Source organism: Andreprevotia sp. IGB-42 (genome assembly GCF_009848685.1).
In the GTDB taxonomy this organism is placed as follows: domain Bacteria; phylum Pseudomonadota; class Gammaproteobacteria; order Burkholderiales; family Chitinibacteraceae; genus Andreprevotia.
In genome coordinates this window covers 71911-89582 of record NZ_WXTX01000009.1, presented here as the reverse complement: position 1 = coordinate 89582, position 17672 = coordinate 71911, and the positions used below count along the sequence as shown (strand labels likewise).

The 17672-nt window shown below is 60.6% G+C and carries 19 protein-coding genes and 1 tRNA gene; 6 read left to right on the top strand and 14 right to left on the bottom strand.

The features are described from left to right. Positions 1–34: 34 nt before the first annotated feature. The 9 genes from nuoF to tpiA all read right to left on the bottom strand — a co-directional run bounded on the left by nuoF (position 35) and on the right by tpiA (position 5831). On the bottom strand, positions 35–1324 hold the full coding sequence (gene nuoF, locus IGB42_RS14555) for an NADH-quinone oxidoreductase subunit NuoF (RefSeq protein WP_159672876.1): 1290 nt from the start codon (positions 1322–1324) through the stop codon (positions 35–37). Between the two features lies 1 nt (position 1325). Further along, positions 1326–1799 (bottom strand): NADH-quinone oxidoreductase subunit NuoE, encoded by a 474-nt coding sequence (gene nuoE / locus IGB42_RS14550; RefSeq protein ID WP_159672874.1) that lies wholly within the window; start codon positions 1797–1799, stop codon positions 1326–1328. Further along, a complete protein-coding gene (locus IGB42_RS14545; protein ID WP_159672872.1) occupies positions 1799–3055 on the bottom strand; it encodes an NADH-quinone oxidoreductase subunit D in 1257 nt (418 codons plus the stop codon). Before IGB42_RS14545 ends, nuoE begins: the two co-directional genes overlap by 1 nt. Next, entirely contained in the window at positions 3045–3638 is a 594-nt protein-coding gene (locus tag IGB42_RS14540; RefSeq protein WP_159672870.1) for an NADH-quinone oxidoreductase subunit C, read from the bottom strand. Before IGB42_RS14540 ends, IGB42_RS14545 begins: the two co-directional genes overlap by 11 nt. A gap of 7 nt (positions 3639–3645) precedes the next feature. Then, positions 3646–4146, bottom strand: a complete 501-nt coding sequence (locus IGB42_RS14535) for an NADH-quinone oxidoreductase subunit B family protein (RefSeq protein ID WP_159672868.1) — start codon at positions 4144–4146, stop codon at positions 3646–3648. 5 nt (positions 4147–4151) lie between these two features. Next, complete coding sequence (locus IGB42_RS14530) at positions 4152–4520, bottom strand: NADH-quinone oxidoreductase subunit A (protein WP_159672866.1); 369 nt, start codon at positions 4518–4520, stop codon at positions 4152–4154. Positions 4521–4611: 91 nt separating this feature from the next. Then, positions 4612–4696: transfer RNA gene (locus tag IGB42_RS14525), tRNA-Leu, on the bottom strand. 20 nt (positions 4697–4716) lie between these two features. Next, positions 4717–5064, bottom strand: a complete 348-nt coding sequence (secG, locus tag IGB42_RS14520) for a preprotein translocase subunit SecG (protein ID WP_159672864.1) — start codon at positions 5062–5064, stop codon at positions 4717–4719. A gap of 56 nt (positions 5065–5120) precedes the next feature. After that, positions 5121–5831, bottom strand: a complete 711-nt coding sequence (tpiA, locus tag IGB42_RS14515; RefSeq protein WP_159672862.1) for a triose-phosphate isomerase — start codon at positions 5829–5831, stop codon at positions 5121–5123. Between the two features lie 211 nt (positions 5832–6042). On the opposite strand from tpiA, the gene pstS reads away from it, so the two are divergent. From pstS to IGB42_RS14490, 5 genes are all read left to right on the top strand, one after another. Then, positions 6043–7083: a phosphate ABC transporter substrate-binding protein PstS gene (gene pstS, locus IGB42_RS14510; RefSeq protein WP_159672859.1), complete on the top strand. Its 1041-nt coding sequence runs from the start codon at positions 6043–6045 to the stop codon at positions 7081–7083. Between the two features lie 145 nt (positions 7084–7228). Then, on the top strand, positions 7229–8185 hold the full coding sequence (gene pstC, locus IGB42_RS14505; protein WP_159672857.1) for a phosphate ABC transporter permease subunit PstC: 957 nt from the start codon (positions 7229–7231) through the stop codon (positions 8183–8185). Between the two features lie 11 nt (positions 8186–8196). Continuing rightward, positions 8197–9033 carry a phosphate ABC transporter permease PstA gene (pstA, locus tag IGB42_RS14500; RefSeq protein WP_159672855.1) on the top strand — a complete coding sequence of 279 codons (837 nt, stop codon included), beginning with the start codon at positions 8197–8199 and terminating at the stop codon, positions 9031–9033. Positions 9034–9058: 25 nt separating this feature from the next. Then, positions 9059–9820, top strand: coding sequence for a phosphate ABC transporter ATP-binding protein PstB (gene pstB, locus IGB42_RS14495; protein WP_159672853.1), 762 nt, complete (start codon positions 9059–9061; stop codon positions 9818–9820). A gap of 384 nt (positions 9821–10204) precedes the next feature. Next, complete coding sequence (locus IGB42_RS14490; RefSeq protein WP_159672851.1) at positions 10205–10690, top strand: arsenate reductase ArsC; 486 nt, start codon at positions 10205–10207, stop codon at positions 10688–10690. Positions 10691–10869: 179 nt separating this feature from the next. On the opposite strand, the gene IGB42_RS14485 is transcribed toward IGB42_RS14490, so the two are convergent. The 5 genes from IGB42_RS14485 to IGB42_RS14465 form a co-directional block, all read right to left on the bottom strand. Then, positions 10870–11478, bottom strand: a complete 609-nt coding sequence (locus tag IGB42_RS14485) for a hypothetical protein (RefSeq protein WP_159672849.1) — start codon at positions 11476–11478, stop codon at positions 10870–10872. An 839-nt stretch (positions 11479–12317) separates the two neighbouring features. Continuing rightward, the gene (gene glmM / locus IGB42_RS14480) at positions 12318–13679 is read right to left on the bottom strand and encodes a phosphoglucosamine mutase (RefSeq protein ID WP_159672847.1); all 1362 of its coding nucleotides are present in this window, start codon (positions 13677–13679) and stop codon (positions 12318–12320) included. A gap of 37 nt (positions 13680–13716) precedes the next feature. Beyond that, positions 13717–14541 (bottom strand): dihydropteroate synthase, encoded by an 825-nt coding sequence (folP, locus tag IGB42_RS14475; protein ID WP_159672845.1) that lies wholly within the window; start codon positions 14539–14541, stop codon positions 13717–13719. A gap of 67 nt (positions 14542–14608) precedes the next feature. Next, complete coding sequence (gene ftsH, locus IGB42_RS14470) at positions 14609–16528, bottom strand: ATP-dependent zinc metalloprotease FtsH (protein WP_159672843.1); 1920 nt, start codon at positions 16526–16528, stop codon at positions 14609–14611. Between the two features lie 60 nt (positions 16529–16588). Then, on the bottom strand, positions 16589–17209 hold the full coding sequence (locus IGB42_RS14465) for an RlmE family RNA methyltransferase (RefSeq protein ID WP_159672841.1): 621 nt from the start codon (positions 17207–17209) through the stop codon (positions 16589–16591). A gap of 34 nt (positions 17210–17243) precedes the next feature. Here IGB42_RS14465 and yhbY point away from each other — a divergent pair, with 34 nt between their 5' ends. Continuing rightward, positions 17244–17564 (top strand): ribosome assembly RNA-binding protein YhbY, encoded by a 321-nt coding sequence (gene yhbY / locus IGB42_RS14460; protein WP_159672839.1) that lies wholly within the window; start codon positions 17244–17246, stop codon positions 17562–17564. Positions 17565–17672: the final 108 nt, after the last annotated feature.

Sequence of the window (17672 nt, the reverse complement as noted above, 5' to 3'; positions counted from 1 at the left end):
TCGATTCAATGGCAAATTTTTAAACCAGCGCAAATCAGTAGCCTGGAGCCAGGCAGGATTTGCTATGGATGTGGTGTTCGAATTCGGCGCGGAAGTGCTTGAGCATCCCCTGCACCGGCATCACGGCGGCATCGCCCAGCGCACAGATGGTGCGGCCGGCGATATTGCCACCCACGGACAGCAGCAGGTCCAGATCTTCCGGACGGCCCTGGCCGTGTTCGATACGGTGCACCACGCGGTACAGCCAGCCCGTGCCTTCACGGCAAGGAGTACATTGGCCGCACGATTCCTCGTGGTAGAAATAGGACAGGCGTTCAAGCGCCTTCACCATGCAGACGGTTTCGTCCATGACGATGACCGCGCCCGAGCCCAGCATCGAGCCGGCCTTGGAGATCGAGTCATAATCCATCGTGCATTGCATCATGATTTCGGCCGGCAGCACCGGGGCGGACGAGCCACCCGGAATCACCGCCTTGAGCTTTTTGCCATCGCGCATGCCACCGCACATTTCCAGCAGTTCGCTGAACGGCGTGCCAAGCGGAATCTCATAGTTGCCCGGGCGGTTCACATGGCCGGAGACCGAGAACAGCTTGGTGCCGCCGTTGTTGGGCTTGCCCAGCTCCAGGAACTTCTGCCCGCCTTCGCGGATGATGAACGGCACCGATGCAAAGGTTTCGGTGTTGTTGATCGTGGTCGGCTTGCCATACAGGCCGAAGCTTGCCGGGAACGGCGGCTTGAAGCGCGGCTGGCCTTTCTTGCCTTCCAGCGATTCGAGCAACGCGGTTTCTTCGCCACAGATATAGGCGCCGTAACCGTGATGGCCATGCAGCTGGAAGCAGAAATCGGAACCCAGGATGTTGTCCCCCAGGAAACCGGCAGCACGCGCCTCTTCCAGCGCTTCTTCAAAGCGCAGGTAGGCGGCAAACACTTCACCGTGGATATAGTTGTAACCCACGGTGATACCCATTGCATACGCGCCGATGATCATGCCTTCGATCAGCGCATGCGGGTTGTACATCTGGATATCCAGGTCCTTGAAGGTACCCGGCTCGCCCTCGTCGGTGTTGCACACCAGGTATTTCTGGCCCGGGAAGCTGCGCGGCATGAACGACCATTTCAGGCCGGTGGGGAAGCCCGCACCGCCACGACCACGCAGGCCGGACGTTTTCATCTCGGCGATGATTTCATCCTGCGTGATCTTGTTTTCAATGATCTTCTTCAGCGCCGCGTAACCGCCACGCTTTACATATGCATCGAGTTTCCAGCTGTTCTGATCGTCCAGATCGACGCCTTCGAACACGACGCCTTTTACATACACGGTCATCTTATTCGAGCTCCGCCAGTTTCTTGTCGATCGCCTCGGGCGTCATGTGGTTGCACATGCTGTGGTTATTCACCAGCAGCACCGGCGCATAGCCGCAAGCACCCATGCACTCGCCTTCCTTGAGGGTGAACTTGCCGTCGGCAGTGGTTTCGCCGAGATCGATACCCAGCTTCTGCTTCAGGTAATCCGCCGCCTGGTAGCCGCCCGACAGCGCACAGGGCAGGTTGGTACAGACGGTGATCTTGTACTTGCCAACCGGCTTCATGTCGAACATGTTGTAGAAACTGGCCACTTCGTAGGCGGCAACCGGCGGGATACCCACGTAGTTGGCCACGTACTCGATCAGCTCGTTGCTGAGCCAGCCTTTTTCGGTCTGTGCAATGCGCAGCGCGCTCATGGTGGCAGAGCGGCGTTGCTCGGCCGGGTACTTTGCCAGCTCCCGGTCGATCTGCGAGAGAGAATCTTGAGTCAACATCAGCGGTCGATCTCCCCAAATACGATGTCTTGCGTGCCGATGATCGCGACCGCGTCGGAGATCATGTGGCCACGCGCCATTTCGTCCAGCGAGGCAAGGTGGGCAAAGCCCGGCGCACGGATCTTCAGGCGGTACGGCTTGTTGGCGCCGTCGCTCACCAGATAGATGCCGAACTCACCCTTGGGGTGCTCAACCGCGGCATATGCTTCGCCTTCCGGCACGTGCATGCCTTCGGTAAACAGCTTGAAGTGGTGGATCAGCTCTTCCATGTTCGACTTCATGTCGACACGGGGCGGCGGCGCCACCTTGTGGTTCTCCACGATCACCGGGCCCAGGTTGGCCTTCAGCCACGCCACGCACTGCTTGATGATGCGGTTGGACTGGCGCATTTCTTCCACGCGTACCAGATAACGGTCGTAGCAGTCGCCGTTCTTGCCGACCGGAATGTCGAAATCGAGCTTGTCGTACACTTCGTACGGCTGCTTCTTGCGCAGGTCCCATGCAATGCCCGAGCCACGCAGCATCGCGCCGGTCAGGCCCAGGTTCATCGCGCGTTCCGGCGTCAGCACACCGATACCGACGGTACGCTGCTTCCAGATGCGATTGTCGGTGAGCAATGTTTCATACTCGTCGACATAGGTCGGGAAGCGGTTGGTGAAGTCTTCGATGAAGTCGAGCAGCGAGCCTTCGCGGTTGCTGTTCATGCGCTTGATGGCTGCCGCGTTGCGTACCTTGGAGGCCTGGTATTGCGGCATCTCGTCCGGCAGATCGCGGTAAACGCCACCCGGGCGGTAGTAGGCAGCGTGCATGCGCGCGCCCGATACCGCTTCGTAGCAATCCATCAGGTCTTCACGCTCGCGGAATGCGTACAGGAAGATGGTCATCGCGCCGCAATCGAGGCCATGCGCGCCGATCCACATCAGGTGGTTCAGGATGCGGGTGATCTCGTCGAACATCACGCGGATGTATTGCGCGCGCAGCGGCACTTCGATGCCGCACAGCTTTTCGATCGCCATGCAGTACGCGTGCTCGTTGGACATCATCGACACGTAGTCGAGGCGGTCCATATAGGGCAGCGACTGGATGAAGGTCTTGGATTCGGCCAGCTTCTCGGTACCGCGGTGCAGCAGGCCGATATGCGGGTCGGCACGCTCGATGACTTCGCCATCGAGCTCCAGCACCAGGCGCAGCACGCCGTGCGCGGCCGGGTGTTGCGGGCCGAAGTTAAGTGTGTAGTTACGGATTTCAGACGCCACCGTAATTCTCCTCGCGAATGATGCGCGGGGTGATCTCGCGCGGTTCGATGGTGACGGGCTGATAGATCACGCGCGCCTGTTCCGGGTCGTAACGCATTTCCACGTAGCCGGACAGCGGGAAATCCTTGCGGAACGGATGGCCGACAAACCCATAGTCGGTGAGGATGCGGCGCAGATCCGGGTGGCCTTCGAAGACGAGGCCATACAGGTCGAACGCCTCGCGCTCGAACCAGTTGACGCCCGACCATACGTCGACCACCGAAGGCACGATGGGGAAATCGTCATCCGGCGCGTAAACGCGCACACGCAGGCGGAAATTGTTGGCATACGACAGCAGGTGGTAGACCGCTGCAAAGCGCTGGCCTTCCCAGATGCCGTCCTTGTACGCGCTGTAGTCTACGCCAGCGACGTCCAGACAGGCTTCGAAGCGGAACTCGGCATGGTCACGCAGCGTCAATGCGGCATCGAGCCAGTCTGCAGCGCGGATTTCAACGGTGACTTCGTTCAGATCGGTCTTGAGGCTTTGCAGCTTGTCGCCGAATACGGCGTTCAGGCTGTCGATCAGGGTATTGAGGGTTGCCATGCCGACCTCATGCCTGACGGGCCAGCAAACCGGCCCGTGCAATGGTGTTGGTACGCCGGATCTTGTTCTGCAACTGGATCAGGCCGTAAAGCAGCGCTTCCGCTGTCGGCGGGCAACCCGGCACATACACGTCCACCGGCACGATGCGGTCACAGCCACGCACCACCGAGTACGAATAGTGGTAGTAGCCACCGCCATTGGCACAGGAGCCCATGGACAGCACCCAGCGCGGTTCCGGCATCTGGTCGTACACCTTGCGCAGCGCCGGTGCCATCTTGTTGCACAGCGTGCCGGCCACGATCATCAGGTCGGACTGGCGTGGCGACGGGCGGAACACGATGCCGAAACGGTCGAGGTCATAACGCGCCGCGCCGGCGTGCATCATCTCGACCGCGCAACAGGCCAGCCCGAACGTCATCGGCCACAGCGAGCCGGTACGGGTCCAGTTCACCACGGTATCAACCGTCGTGGTGATGAAACCCTTGTTTTCTAGTGTTTGTGCATCCATCTCGCTTACTCCCACTCCAGTGCACCCTTCATCCACTCGTAGACGAAGCCGACAACCAGGATGGCCAGGAAAATCATCATGGAGATGAAACCGAAGGAACCGATCTCTTTGAGCACCAGCGCCCAGGGCACGAGGAATGCCACTTCGAGATCGAACAGAATGAACAGGATGGCCACGAGGTAATAGCGCACGTCGAACTGCATGCGTGCATCCTCGAACGCTTCAAAGCCGCACTCGTAAGGCGAGAGCTTGGCCGCATCCGGCTTGTTGGTCCCGAGCACCATGCTGAGCCCCTTGCCCAAAGCCATCGGCAACACACCGACCACCGTGGCAATGATGAGGAACAGCAGGATGGGGAAATAATTCTGCAGCATGTGAATCCCCGATAATCAATAAAAAGATAATTCCGATTTTTATTATTTTCGCGCAGCGGCACGCAGGCACGCGATGCCGCTGGAATATGAATGGTGCCGACAGTGAGACTCGAACTCACACAGCCGCAGCCACTACCCCCTCAAGATAGCGTGTCTACCAATTTCACCATGTCGGCGTGACGCCGATTCCCGGTGTTTACTCGGGAATCTTGTTCTGTACTGGCGATGCAGCTTGCTGCTGTACGCCGCTGGCAACGGTGGCGGACTGCTTCACGTCACTCATCACGCCCAGCGAAGTTTTGGAGGAAGGTGCACTAACCATAGTGAGTGCAAGGCAGCTGGCAAAGAAAACTGTGGCACAGACGGCGGTTGCGCGGCTCAGGAAGTTGGCCGAACCGGACGAACCGAACAGGCTGCCGGCAGACCCGCTGCCGAAGGCTGCGCCCATGTCGGCGCCCTTGCCATGCTGCATGAGGACGAGCACGATCACCGACGCGGCGGAGATCACGTTCAAAATCAGGACGATACTTTTCAGAAGTTCCATTTTTTTCTCGGTAAATTCGGCGCGAATTCTAGCGCCGGAGCGTTATTTTGGCAATGTCAGCGCGCCTGGCTGCTGATCTTGAGGAACTCGGTAGCGGACAACGCAGCGCCACCCACCAGTACACCGTCCACGCCTTCCGTGGCCAGCACTTGCGCGGCGTTATCGGCCTTCACGCTTCCGCCATACAACACCCTTGTACGCACATCGAGTGTCTGCTTGATGAAGGCGTGCATTTCGGCGATCTGCTCCGGTGTGGCGATCACCCCGGTTCCTACCGCCCACGATGGCTCATAGGCCACCGCGTACAAGCTCGTCGGCACGCCGGCGAGCACTTGCAATTCTTCTGCGATCACGTCACGCGCGACGCCCGCATCGCGCTGGGCCAGTGTTTCGCCCACGCAATACACCGGCAACAGGCCGCCATCAAGCGCGGCCTTGACCTTGCGCGCGGCCATTTCGCTGGTTTCATTGAAATAACGGCGGCGCTCCGAATGGCCAATGATGACCATCTCGCACCCCACATCGGCCAGCATGGCGGGGGATACCTCACCCGTGTATGCACCGATATGGAATTCGCACACGTCCTGCGCACCCAGCTGTATGTCCGACTCCGCCAGCAGCGTCTTGGCCAGCGCCAGATAAGGATACGCCACGCAGATCGCCACATTGGCGCCCAGACCAGCACGCACCAGCTCGGGCAGCACGGTGCGGATCTGCCCGACACTGCCGTGCATCTTCCAGTTGCCGATGACGAGTTGTCTTGCCATTGCTGTAGAGGGCCTGCGCGGGAAACACGGAATTCTATGCCCCCCCACCCCCCCAGTCAAACCAGCCTTACAAAGTCGGCCCTGCCAGGCCCGCCTGCCATCCCTCCGAAACGGACTTGTAATATTTCAGAAACATGAAGGCGCTAGCATCCACCCCGTACTCTGACTACACCCCTTGCACTGCTCAGTTCAACACACAGGAGTTTCTATCATGTCGTATGGGCGCAAACTGCTCGTTACCTTCGGCGCAGCCGCAGGCCTCTTTACCGTTCACGCCATGGCTGCCGATATCACCGGCGCCGGTGCGACGTTCCCGTACCCGCTGTACGCCAAGTGGGCTGAGCAGTACAAGGCCAAGACCAACACCGGCCTGAACTACCAGTCGATCGGCTCCGGTGGCGGCATCAAGCAGATCCAGGCCAAGACCGTCGATTTCGGCGCAACCGACAAGCCGTTGACCGCAGCCGAGCTGGACAAATCCGGCCTGGCCCAATTCCCGACCGTGATGGGCGGCGTGGTGGCTGTTGCCAACCTCGAAGCCGTCAAGGGTGGCGAACTGAAGCTGACTCCGGCCGTGCTGGCCGACATTTTCCTCGGCAAGATCACCAAGTGGAACGACGCCGCGATCACCAAGCTGAACCCGGGCATCAAGCTGCCGGAGCAGGCCATCACCGTGGTTCACCGCGCTGACGGTTCGGGCACCACCTGGATCTTCACCAACTACCTGTCCAAGGTTTCCGCAGACTGGAAAGAAAAAGTCGGCAACGATGCAGCCGTGTCCTGGCCGGTTGGCGTGGGCGGCAAGGGCAACGAAGGCGTAGCGCAGTACGTGCAACGCATCAAAGGCGCAATCGGCTATGTCGAATACGCTTATGCCAAGCAGAACAAGATGGACTACACCCAGCTGCAGAACAAGGCTGGCAACTTCGTGCTGCCGGATGACAACACCTTCAAGGCCGCCGCCGCCAATGCAGACTGGAAAGGCACACCGGGCTTCGCCGTGGTGCTGACCGACCAGGCTGGCAAGGATGCATGGCCGATCACCGGTGCCACCTTCATCCTGGTCTACAAGAAGCAGGACAAGCCGGAAATCGGCCAGGAAGTGCTGAAGTACTTCGACTGGGCGTACAAGGAAGGCGACAAGACTGCGACCGATCTCGACTACGTTGCACTGCCGGAAGCCGTGAAGGCCGAAGTGCGCAGCTCGTGGAAGCAGATCGTCGGCGCCAACAACGCACCGGTTTACAAGTAATCGGCACATGGCTGGCAAAGCCCTTATCCTTGCCAGCCTGGACGTAAAGACAACAGGAGCGGCAAACGCTCCTGTTGTTTTGTGCTAGCAAATAGCCGTCGCAACCGCGCCCACGATGGGCAAGCCAGTTTCTGCGGAGCAATCCATGACCACCCAAGCAGCACGCCTCAAACAGCAACACTACCAAGACATGCTGTTCCGTGGCTCGACCCGGTTTTTCGCTTTTCTGGTGCTTGCCACCCTGGTGGGCATCATCATTTCACTGATTTTGGGCGCGTGGCCGTCGATCCAGAAGTTTGGCCTCGGCTTCATCATCGGCAACGAATGGAACCCGGTCACCCAGGTATTCGGCGGCCGCAACTCCATCATCGGCACCCTGCTCTCATCGTTCATCGCGCTGCTGATCGCTGTGCCGGTCAGCTTCGGCATCGCCATCTTCCTGACCGAGCTGGCGCCCGTGTGGCTGCGCCGTCCCTTCGGCATTGCCATCGAACTGCTGGCCGGCGTACCTTCGATCATTTACGGCATGTGGGGCCTGTTCGTGTTCGCCCCGTGGTTTGCCGACAATGTACAGCCGTGGCTGCAGAACACCACGCACGGCATCCCGCTGCTGGGGCCGATTTTTGAAGGCCCGCCCATGGGCATCGGCATGCTGACCTCCGGCCTGATCCTGTCGATCATGGTCATTCCCTACATTTCGTCGGTCATGCGCGACGTTTTTGAAGTGGTGCCGGCGATGCTGAAGGAGTCGGCATACGGGCTGGGGTGCACCACCTGGGAAGTGGTGTGGAACGTGGTACTTCCCTTCACCAAGAACGGCGTGATTGGCGGCGTGATGCTGGGCCTTGGCCGTGCGCTGGGTGAAACCATGGCGATTACCTTCGTGATCGGCAACTCGCACAGCTCGATCAAATCGCTGTTCGATCCGGGCACTTCGATTGCCGCTACGCTGGCCAACGAATTCACCGAGGCAAGCGATGACCTGCATGTGGCCTCCCTGATCTACCTGGGCCTGCTGCTGTTCGTGATCACCTTCATCGTGCTCGTCCTTTCCAAAATCCTGCTTCTTCGCCTGCAAAAGGGCGAGGGCTCACACACCTGATCGGGCCAGCCATGAATCTCTATTTGCGCCGCCGCATCATCAACAAGCTGAGCATCGGGCTGTCCGTTGCGGCCATGTGTTTCGGCCTTGTCTGGCTGCTGTGGATCCTCTACACCCTGCTTCTGAACGGCTTTGGCGGTTTGTCGCTGAGCCTGTTCACCCAAACCACTCCGGCACCGGGCAGCGCCGGTGGCCTGTCCAACGCCATCATCGGCAGCGTGCAGATGGCCACGCTGGGTACCGCAATCGGCACGCCGATCGGCATCTTGGCGGGCACCTACCTGGCCGAATTCGGCCAGCGCGGCTGGCTGGCCCCGGCCACGCGCTTCATCAACGACATCCTGCTCGCTGCCCCCTCCATCGTGATCGGCCTGTTCATCTACGAGTTGTACGTCACGCACACCGGGCATTTCTCGGGTATTGCCGGCGCACTGGCGCTGGCGTTGCTGGTGATTCCGGTAGTGGTACGCACCACCGAGAGCATGCTGCGCCTGGTACCCAACACCATGCGTGAAGCCGCGTATGCACTGGGTGCACCGCAGTGGAAAATGACGTACTTCGTCACCCTGCGTGCGGCCAAGGCCGGGGTACTGACCGGCGTATTGCTGGCAGTAGCCCGCATTGTCGGTGAAACCGCGCCGCTGCTGTTCACTGCGCTGAACAACCAGTTCTACTCGAACATGAACCAGCCGATGGCCAACCTGCCGGTGGTGATCTTCCAGTTTGCCATGGCGCCGTACGAAGATTGGCACACGCTGGCATGGGCCGGCTCACTGCTGATCGGCCTGTTCGTACTCGGCCTCAACGTAGTTGCCCGCATCCTGGTTCGTCCGTCGAACCAGCACTGACCCGAATAAACAGGACGCTGATCCAATGAGCCAAAAAGCTAAACTTGCCGTCAAGAACCTCAACTTCTACTACGGCAACTTCCATGCGCTGAAGAACATCAACCTCGACATCCTGGAAGGCAAGGTCACCGCCTTCATCGGCCCGTCGGGCTGCGGCAAGTCCACACTGCTGCGCACCTTCAACCGCATGTACGACCTCTACCCCAAGCTGCGTGCCGAAGGCGAGATCCTGCTGAACAACGAGAACATCCTGCGCTCGGGCATCGACCTGAACATGCTGCGCGCCAAGGTGGGCATGGTGTTCCAGAAGCCGACCCCGTTCCCGATGTCGATCTACGACAACATCGCATTCGGCGTGAAGCTGTACGAAAGCCTGAACAAGGCCGACATGGACGACCGCGTGGAGTGGGCGCTGCAGAAAGCCGCACTGTGGAACGAGGTGAAGGACAAGCTCAGGCAATCCGGCCTTGGCCTCTCTGGCGGCCAGCAGCAACGGCTGTGTATCGCCCGCGCCGTGTCGGTAAAGCCGGAAGTGCTGCTACTGGATGAACCGACTTCCGCGCTCGACCCGATCTCGACCGCGCATGTGGAAGAACTGCTGCATGAACTGAAGCGCGATTACACCATCGCCATCGTTACGCACAACATGCAGCAGGCGGCACGCGTATCCGACTTCACCGCCTACATGTACCTGGGCGAGCTGATCGAAGTGGGCGGCACCGACAGCATCTTCACCGCGCCGAAGATGAAGGCAACTGAAGACTACATCACCGGCAAGTTCGGCTGATCAACCCCCGCCCCGCCGTTGGCGGGTCAGGCGGTGCAACGCACAGAACGGCGGCCAGATGGCCGCCGTTCTGTTTGCACGCGCCCGGTAACCGTCCGGGCGGACTGGCAAGGATAGCCGGCGCAGGCCAAGGCAAGCCCTCAGGCGCCGTTGCCACGTGATGGTCAGCCCTTTGTGTCTGCCTGTGCAATGCAAATGCGCCAGCGGCCATTGCCGGGGCCGCAAGCCCATTGCGGCAGAGGTAGCTGCAGAGCTTGATTTCAATACAGCCGCAACAATCCCCCCGTTCAATGGAGGGCTGCAGGAGCGGCTATGCTTATGGCATCGCCATCAAGTGCCCGCTCCCCATACCCATCGCAAACAATTACCCGGAAAGGATTCATCGTGAGCAAGGTCTACAACGTACTCTTCCTGTGCACCGCCAACTCTGCCCGCAGCGTACTGTCGGAAGGGCTGCTCAATGTGCTTGGCAAGGGGCGCTTCATGGCATTCAGCGCAGGCAGCCAACCCAGCGGCACCGTCAGTCCGCATGCCATCGAATTGCTGCAACAGATTGGCTACGACACCAGCGCACTGCACTCAAAATCCTGGGAGGTGTTCGATCAGCCTGATGCACCGGCCATGGATATCGTCATTACTGTATGCGATAACGCCAAAGGCGAAACCTGCCCGATCTGGCCCGGCCATCCGATCACCGCACACTGGGGCTACGAAGATCCGCAGACTGCGAGTGATGAGGAAAAACACGCAGCCTTCACCCGCGTGCTCCTGCAGATCAAGCAGCGCATCGAGTTGCTGGTGAGCCTGCCGGAAGACAAGATCGCGCACCTGGCCAGCATCCATGCGATTGGCGAGCACAAGGTCGATTAAGCATCGCCAGCAGGCCCCCCTGCCATATTGCGGCGGGTTTTTGTCTGCCATCCCGGCACAGGTGCAATGCGGGTGCTGAACACCGCATAACAGGCGAGCGCGCTACTGCCCCTGCTCCCGGGTCATTACCCCCAACGCGCCGCGCACGACGAGCAATACGCAGGCCTTGCTACCCCGGCTCAGGGAAAACGCGCCAGCGGCGGGAAATCCCCCTCGGCTTCCCAGAACCCGGGATGGCTGCGCTCCCGCACCCGCCACACCGCGCCATCCAGCGTATAGCGCTGCAGCACGATGCGGAAATCACCCCCGGCCGGCTCACAGCGGATAAGCAGGAAGGCATCGCGCCCGCCCTGCACAATACGCCGCCAATCGGCCTTGAGCGTACTGACAAGCCGCACCGGCTTGCGGCGCCCTGCGGCATCAACCGCTTCGACCCACTGCAAACGCTGGCCGGCAATGGCTACCGGCTGCGTCAGCGGCCCATTGTATGAGCCGGCGTCGGCAGTCAGATCCACGCTCACCAGCCAGGTCGGGGCAGCGGTGCCTTGCAGCGGGCGGGGATCGAGCCGGGCGAGTGAGGCAGGCAGCGGCAAGCGGTCCAGCACCTGCCCGTCGCAGCCACGCAGCTGCAGCGCCGCGCGCCCCTGCGGTGGCTCGCCCTGCCCCCACAGGCGGTCAACCGTTGCAGCGCTGACGCTAGGCGGCAATTGCAACTCGATACGCGGGCAGCGTTGTTGGCCTGCGGCAAGGGCTGTTGCCGGCACATTCACGAGCAGCAGTGCCAGCATGGCGAAGCTGGCTCTTGTTGCCGACCAGAATTGACCAGATACCATTACAACCCCGTCTCTGTTTTGCATACGCCATGGCGTTTTCAGCTAGGTTGGCGCCACTAGCTCGTTGTTATTAGTCTCGATGGTTAAGCAGCTGCGCTGCGACTCCGCACTTCGTGCGGTTTGGGGCGGGAGTGCGTCCCGCAAGCCGCCTCCCTTTTCTTGTCTCGCCAAGAAAAGGGAGCAAAAGAAGGCGCCCCTACTAAAGCGCTCCCTGCGGGAGTCCCCTGCGCTGCGCGCCAATCCCGGCGGGGAGGTAACTCGGCCCTGCGGACCTCAAACATCCCTCCCCTTCATCCGGGCTTGGCTGTGCTGCTCGGCGCTTCAGAAGGGATCAGGGTGGTACGCCACCAGCACACATATAGAAGGTCACCAGAAGATTTTGGTTCAGGTTTGAAAAACAGATCAAAAACAAACTGGGTAGCTTCGAAGCACCCTTCCCCTTCTAAGGCGCCGAGCAGCACAGGCAAGGCGGGGGTGCAGGGGGATGTCTGAGCCCGCAGGGCGGGCTACCGACCCGCCGGTAGCGTGCGAAGCTGTGATTCGCTCAGCACGGCCGCGCAGCACAGGGAATTGCATGGCGCAGCCATGGAACGCTTGCAACAGGTGACGCCAAAGCTTAGCGGCTCTGCCGCTTAGCGACGCGGGATGCCGGCTTGCCGGCACACCCGGGATCGTCAAGGAGGCGGCGAGAAGCCTCCTTGACCTGACGCGGGGCGGCCATCCGACCGCGGAAGGCGCCCTAAAACACCACGCCGCAGGCGCTTACCCAATCATCAGGGAAAGAACAAATCCCCCTATTCCGCCGATGCCTCGCTCGCCACGATCTGCGCAATCGCCTCGCCCCAGCGGCTGGCAACGCCTGCATCGGTATGCTCGACCATCACCCGTACAACAGGCTCGGTGCCCGACGGGCGCAGCAGCACGCGCCCTTCACTGCCCATGGCGGTTTCGGCTTCGGTCACCTTGGCCTTGATGGCACTGGAGGCGTGGCAATCGAAGCCCTTGGCGATGCGCACGTTCTTGAGCACCTGGGTAGACAGCGTCAGCTCGTCACACAGCGCAGACAGCGTCTTGCCCTGTTCGATCACCGCTTCCAGCACCTGCAGCGCGGAAATGATGCCGTCACCGGTGGAATGGCGATCCAGGCTCAGCAAATGGCCGGAGCCTTCGCCACCCAGCACCCAACCGTTTTCCTGCAGCTTTTCCAAAACGTAGCGGTCACCGACCTTGGCGCGCGCAAACGCGATGCCGCGCGCCTTCAGGCCGTTCTCCACACCCAGGTTGGTCATCAGCGTGCCGACCACGCCGCCGCCCAGCGTGCCGCGCTCGGCGCGGTAGCGCGCCACCGCAAACAGCAACATATCGCCGTCGATAATGGTGCCGTCGCCGTCCACCATGATCAGCCGGTCGCCATCGCCATCCAGTGCAATGCCATAGTCCGCGCCTTCGGCCAGTACCGCCTTGCGGATGGTTTCGACGTGGGTGGCACCCACTTCCTCGTTGATGTTGAAGCCGTTCGGCTTGTCGCCGATGGTGATCACTTCCGCACCCAGTTCGTGGAACACGTGCGGCGCTACCTGGTAGGTTGCGCCGTGCGCACAGTCGATCACCAGCTTGAGGCCGCGCAAGTCGAAATCGTTGGGGAAAGTCGATTTGCAGAATTCGATGTAGCGGCCGGCGGCATCGCTCACACGGCGCGCCTTGCCCAGCTGCTTGGAGCCTACGCATGGCTGTGCTTCGTCGATGGCGGCCTCGATGGCCAGCTCCACATCGTCGGGCAGCTTCTTGCCACCGGCACCGAAGAACTTGATGCCGTTGTCGTAATACGGGTTGTGCGATGCCGAAATCACCACACCAGCAGAAAGCCGCAGTGCGCGGGTCAGGTATGCCACGCCCGGCGTCGGCAACGGGCCGGTCAGATACACATCGACGCCAGCGGCATTGAAGCCGGCCTGCAGCGCCGCTTCCAGCAGATAGCCGGAAACGCGCGTGTCCTTGCCGACCAATACCGCTGCATGCTCGCCGTCGCCACGCTTGCCGGCAGCCGCCAGTACACGGCCAGCAGCGTAGCCCAGCTTCATGGCGAACTCTGGGGTGATCGGATATTCGCCAACCAGACCGCGAACGCCATCCGTACCGAAATATTTGCGTGACATCGAAAACCCTTGGGGGAAATGAAACCGGAATTGGCCGCTATTGTAAGGCCCGCAGCACCTTCAGTGCATCCACGGTTTCCTTTACGTCATGTACACGCAATATGGCCGCGCCGGCCTGCGCAGCCAGCAATGCTGCGGCGATGCTGGCCGGCAAGCGTGCTTCCACTGGCTGGCCGGTAATATCACCAAGCATGCGTTTGCGCGAAACGCCAATCAATTGCGGGCAACCCAGTTGTGCAATCGTCGCCGGCAGCGCCCTGAACAGCGCGGCGTTGTGCGCCAGGTTCTTGCCAAAGCCGAAGCCGGGGTCCAGCACGATACGGTCAGATGCAATGCCGGCGGCCAGCGCCGCATTACGGCGCGCCGCCAGGTAAGCGGTGACCTCTGCCACCACATCGTCATATTGCGGCGCCGCCTGCATGGTTTGCGGTTCACCCTGCATGTGCATCAGGCACACGGCAGCCGGGGATTGCGCCAGCATCGCCAGCGCACCTTGGCCTTCCAGCGCGGTAATGTCGTTCACCAGGTCTACCCCTGCCTGCAGCGCGGCATGCATCACCGCGGGTTTGCGCGTATCGATGGACAGCGGCACGCCCAGCGGCTGCAGCGCAGCCAGCACCGGCAATACGCGGGCCATTTCCTCGTCGGCCGGCACAAAGGCCGCGCCGGGGCGGGTGGATTCACCGCCGATATCGAGCATGTCGGCACCATCGGCCACCAGCCGCCGCGCATGGGCAATGGCTGCTGCCGTGGTGGCATGCCGGCCGCCATCGGAAAACGAATCAGGGGTGATGTTCACGATCCCCATCACCAGCGGGCGCTCCAGGCCCAGCTGGAAACGGCCACATTGCAATATCGACATGACAGTATTCCGTTCGAACATGGAAAAAGGCGGCCGAAGCCGCCTTTTCTGAAGTGCACTACCTTGATCAGCCTTCGGTTGCCGGTGTGGTGGTCACCACGGCGTCACCACCTGGCAGGCTGTCGCCCGCCTCGGGCTTGCTCGGCTTGGGCGGCGGCGGATACTTGGGCGGACGCGGATCGCGCCCTTCCATGATATCGCGCACCTGCTCGCGATCAATCGTTTCCCATTCCATCAGTGCCGACGTCATCGATTCGATCTTGTCGCGGTTATCTTCCAGCAGTTTCACTGCCAGCGCGTACTGTTCGTCGATGATGCGGCGGATTTCACTGTCCACCTGCTGCATGGTGGCTTCGGACACGTTCTTGTGCGTGGTCACCGAGCGGCCAAGGAACACTTCGCCGTCGTTTTCCGCGTACACCATCGGGCCCATCTTGTCGCTCATGCCATAGCGCGTGACCATATCGCGGGCCATCGCCGTAGCACGTTCGAAATCATTCGATGCGCCGGTGGAAATACGGTGCACGAACAGGTCTTCCGCCACACGGCCGCCAAACAGGATGGCGATCTCGTTCAGCATCTGGTCCTTGTAGTGCGAGAACTTGTCGCGCACCGGCAGTTGCCAGGTCAGGCCCAGCGCACGGCCACGCGGCATGATCGTCACCTTGTGGACCGGATCGGTGCCTTCCAGCAGCTCGGCGATCACCGCATGGCCGGATTCGTGGTACGCGGTAGCGCGGCGCTCATCCTCGGTCATCACCATGGTGCGGCGTTCCGGCCCCATGTAGATCTTGTCCTTGGCGGCTTCGAAGTCATCCATGTCCACCAGGCGCTTGTTGCGGCGCGCAGCAAACAGCGCGGCCTCATTCACCAGGTTGGCCAAGTCGGCACCGGACATGCCCGGCGTACCACGTGCCAGGATGGACGGTTCCACATCGTTGGAGATCGGCACCTTCTTCATGTGCACACCGAGGATCTGCTCGCGGCCACGGATATCCGGCAGCGGCACCACCACCTGGCGGTCGAAGCGGCCCGGGCGCAGCAGCGCCGGGTCCAGCACGTCCGGACGGTTGGTAGCGGCAATCACGATCACGCCGGAATTGCCCTCGAAGCCGTCCATTTCCACCAGCATCTGGTTCAACGTCTGCTCGCGTTCATCGTTGCCACCGCCCATGCCGGCGCCACGCTGGCGACCAACCGCGTCGATTTCATCGATGAAAATGATGCACGGTGCATTCTTCTTGGCGTTTTCGAACATGTCGCGCACGCGGGCCGCGCCCACGCCGACGAACATTTCCACGAAATCAGAACCCGAGATCGAGAAAAACGGTACCTTGGCTTCACCGGCAATTGCCTTGGCCAGCAGGGTTTTACCGGTACCCGGCGAGCCCACCATCAGGATGCCGCGCGGCATGCGGCCACCCAGGCTCTGATACTTGGAAGGATCACGCAGGTAATCGACGATTTCGGTAACTTCTTCCTTGGCCTCGTCGCAACCGGCAACATCGGCAAAGGTGATCACGTTGTTGCTGTCGTCCAGCATCTTGGCGCGGCTCTTGCCGAACGAGAACGCCCCGCCCTTGCCGCCGCCCTGCATCTGGCGCATGAAGAAAATCCACACACCGATCAGCAACAGCATCGGGAACCAGTTGATGAAGATGCTCATCAACATGCTCGGCTCTTCTTCCTGCTTGGCGGCAAATTGCACCTTGTGACCGAGCAGCGTATCGACCAGGCGCGAATCGAAAGGCGCATAGGTGATGAAGCTGCTGCCGTCATTGCGCTTGCCGCGAATGATCTGCATGGTGGTGCGCCCGGACGATTCGATCTCCGCCTGCTTGACGCGATTGGCGACCACATCCTCCATGAATTGCGAGTATGCAACCGGTGCGGTGCTGTCCTGCCGTTTCGTGATCTGCTGGAAAACCGTCATCAGCACCAGGGCGATGATCAGCCAGATCGCGATATTCTTGCCGAGATTGTTCACGGCTTGCTCCTTGCAGTGCGCAATGTGCGCGGATGGTACGACAGAGGGATTTTAATCCCCTCAGGCCTTCTTTTGCTTGCCCAATAAATACATTTCAGTACTGCGGTCACGTGAAGCCTTGGGTTTGCGCGACAACACCTGGGTGAAAGTCGCGCGCATTTCGGTCATGTACTCGTTATAACCCGAGCCCTGGAATACCTTGACCAGAAAATCGCCGCCAGGTTTCAAATGATCGCGAGCAAATTCCAGCGCCAGCTCGCACAGGTAGAAGCTGCGCGCCTGATCGGTTACGGCATTACCGGTGATATTGGGGGCGATATCGCAAATCACAAGGTCCACTTCACGCCCGCCCAGCAACCGGGTGTACTCGGCCAGTACCGCTTCTTCACGGAAATCGCCCTGGATGAAATCCACGCCGGGGATGAATGGCATCTCCAGGATATCCAGCGCAAACACACGCCCCTGCCCGCCCACCAGCTTGGCCGCCACCTGCGACCAGCTGCCCGGCGCGGCGCCCAGATCAGCCACCCACATGCCTTGCCTGATCAGGCGGTCCTTGTCGTTGATTTCAAGCAATTTGTAAGCCGCGCGGGCGCGAAAACCATCTTTTTGCGCCTGGTGAACATAGTGATCGTTCACATGTTCATGCAGCCATGCGTTGCTGCTTTTGGTACGGGCCATGTAAAATGCCTGATTATTCAAAGAGATTGTAAAAATGGAACTCACGCCAGACCAGCGCCGGCACCTGAAGAGCCTGGCGCACCACCTGAACCCGGTGGTGATGATAGGCAACAACGGCCTTACCGATGCGGTATTCCGCGAAATCGCCGTCAACCTCGATGCACACGAGCTGATCAAGATCCGCGTGCTGGGTGACGACCGTGCGCTGCGCGAAGAATACCTGCAAAAAATCTGCGCCGAACTGGGCGCTTCCACCGTGCAGCATATCGGCAAGCTGCTGATCGTTTACCGCGCCGCCGATGGCGACAAGCCGAAGATCGTACTGCCCAAGGCCAAAAAGACCAAGGCGGGCTGATCAACGCAGCAGCGGTAGCAAGCATCAAGGGGCGATTTTTCGCCCCTTTTTGCATCCTGCCTGTTGCAGAAACGGCTATCCGGCGCCGTATTGCACATCACATGGCCG

Bases quoted from the DNA above. Each gene is read 5' to 3' on its own strand.
- glmM (WP_159672847.1), bottom strand. From the start codon at position 13,679: ATGTCACGCAAATATTTCGGTACGGATGGCGTTCGCGGTCTGGTTGGC.
- folP (WP_159672845.1), bottom strand. From the start codon at position 14,541: ATGTCGATATTGCAATGTGGCCGTTTCCAGCTGGGCCTGGAGCGCCCG.
- secG (WP_159672864.1), bottom strand. From the start codon at position 5,064: ATGGAACTTCTGAAAAGTATCGTCCTGATTTTGAACGTGATCTCCGCC.
- pstA (WP_159672855.1), top strand. From the start codon at position 8,197: ATGAATCTCTATTTGCGCCGCCGCATCATCAACAAGCTGAGCATCGGG.
- nuoF (WP_159672876.1), bottom strand. From the start codon at position 1,324: ATGACCGTGTATGTAAAAGGCGTCGTGTTCGAAGGCGTCGATCTGGAC.
- IGB42_RS14530 (WP_159672866.1), bottom strand. From the start codon at position 4,520: ATGCTGCAGAATTATTTCCCCATCCTGCTGTTCCTCATCATTGCCACG.
- tpiA (WP_159672862.1), bottom strand. From the start codon at position 5,831: ATGGCAAGACAACTCGTCATCGGCAACTGGAAGATGCACGGCAGTGTC.
- IGB42_RS14535 (WP_159672868.1), bottom strand. From the start codon at position 4,146: ATGGATGCACAAACACTAGAAAACAAGGGTTTCATCACCACGACGGTT.
- yhbY (WP_159672839.1), top strand. From the start codon at position 17,244: ATGGAACTCACGCCAGACCAGCGCCGGCACCTGAAGAGCCTGGCGCAC.
- pstC (WP_159672857.1), top strand. From the start codon at position 7,229: ATGACCACCCAAGCAGCACGCCTCAAACAGCAACACTACCAAGACATG.
- pstS (WP_159672859.1), top strand. From the start codon at position 6,043: ATGTCGTATGGGCGCAAACTGCTCGTTACCTTCGGCGCAGCCGCAGGC.
- pstB (WP_159672853.1), top strand. From the start codon at position 9,059: ATGAGCCAAAAAGCTAAACTTGCCGTCAAGAACCTCAACTTCTACTAC.
- nuoE (WP_159672874.1), bottom strand. From the start codon at position 1,799: ATGTTGACTCAAGATTCTCTCTCGCAGATCGACCGGGAGCTGGCAAAG.
- IGB42_RS14465 (WP_159672841.1), bottom strand. From the start codon at position 17,209: ATGGCCCGTACCAAAAGCAGCAACGCATGGCTGCATGAACATGTGAAC.
- IGB42_RS14485 (WP_159672849.1), bottom strand. From the start codon at position 11,478: ATGCTGGCACTGCTGCTCGTGAATGTGCCGGCAACAGCCCTTGCCGCA.
- IGB42_RS14540 (WP_159672870.1), bottom strand. From the start codon at position 3,638: ATGGCAACCCTCAATACCCTGATCGACAGCCTGAACGCCGTATTCGGC.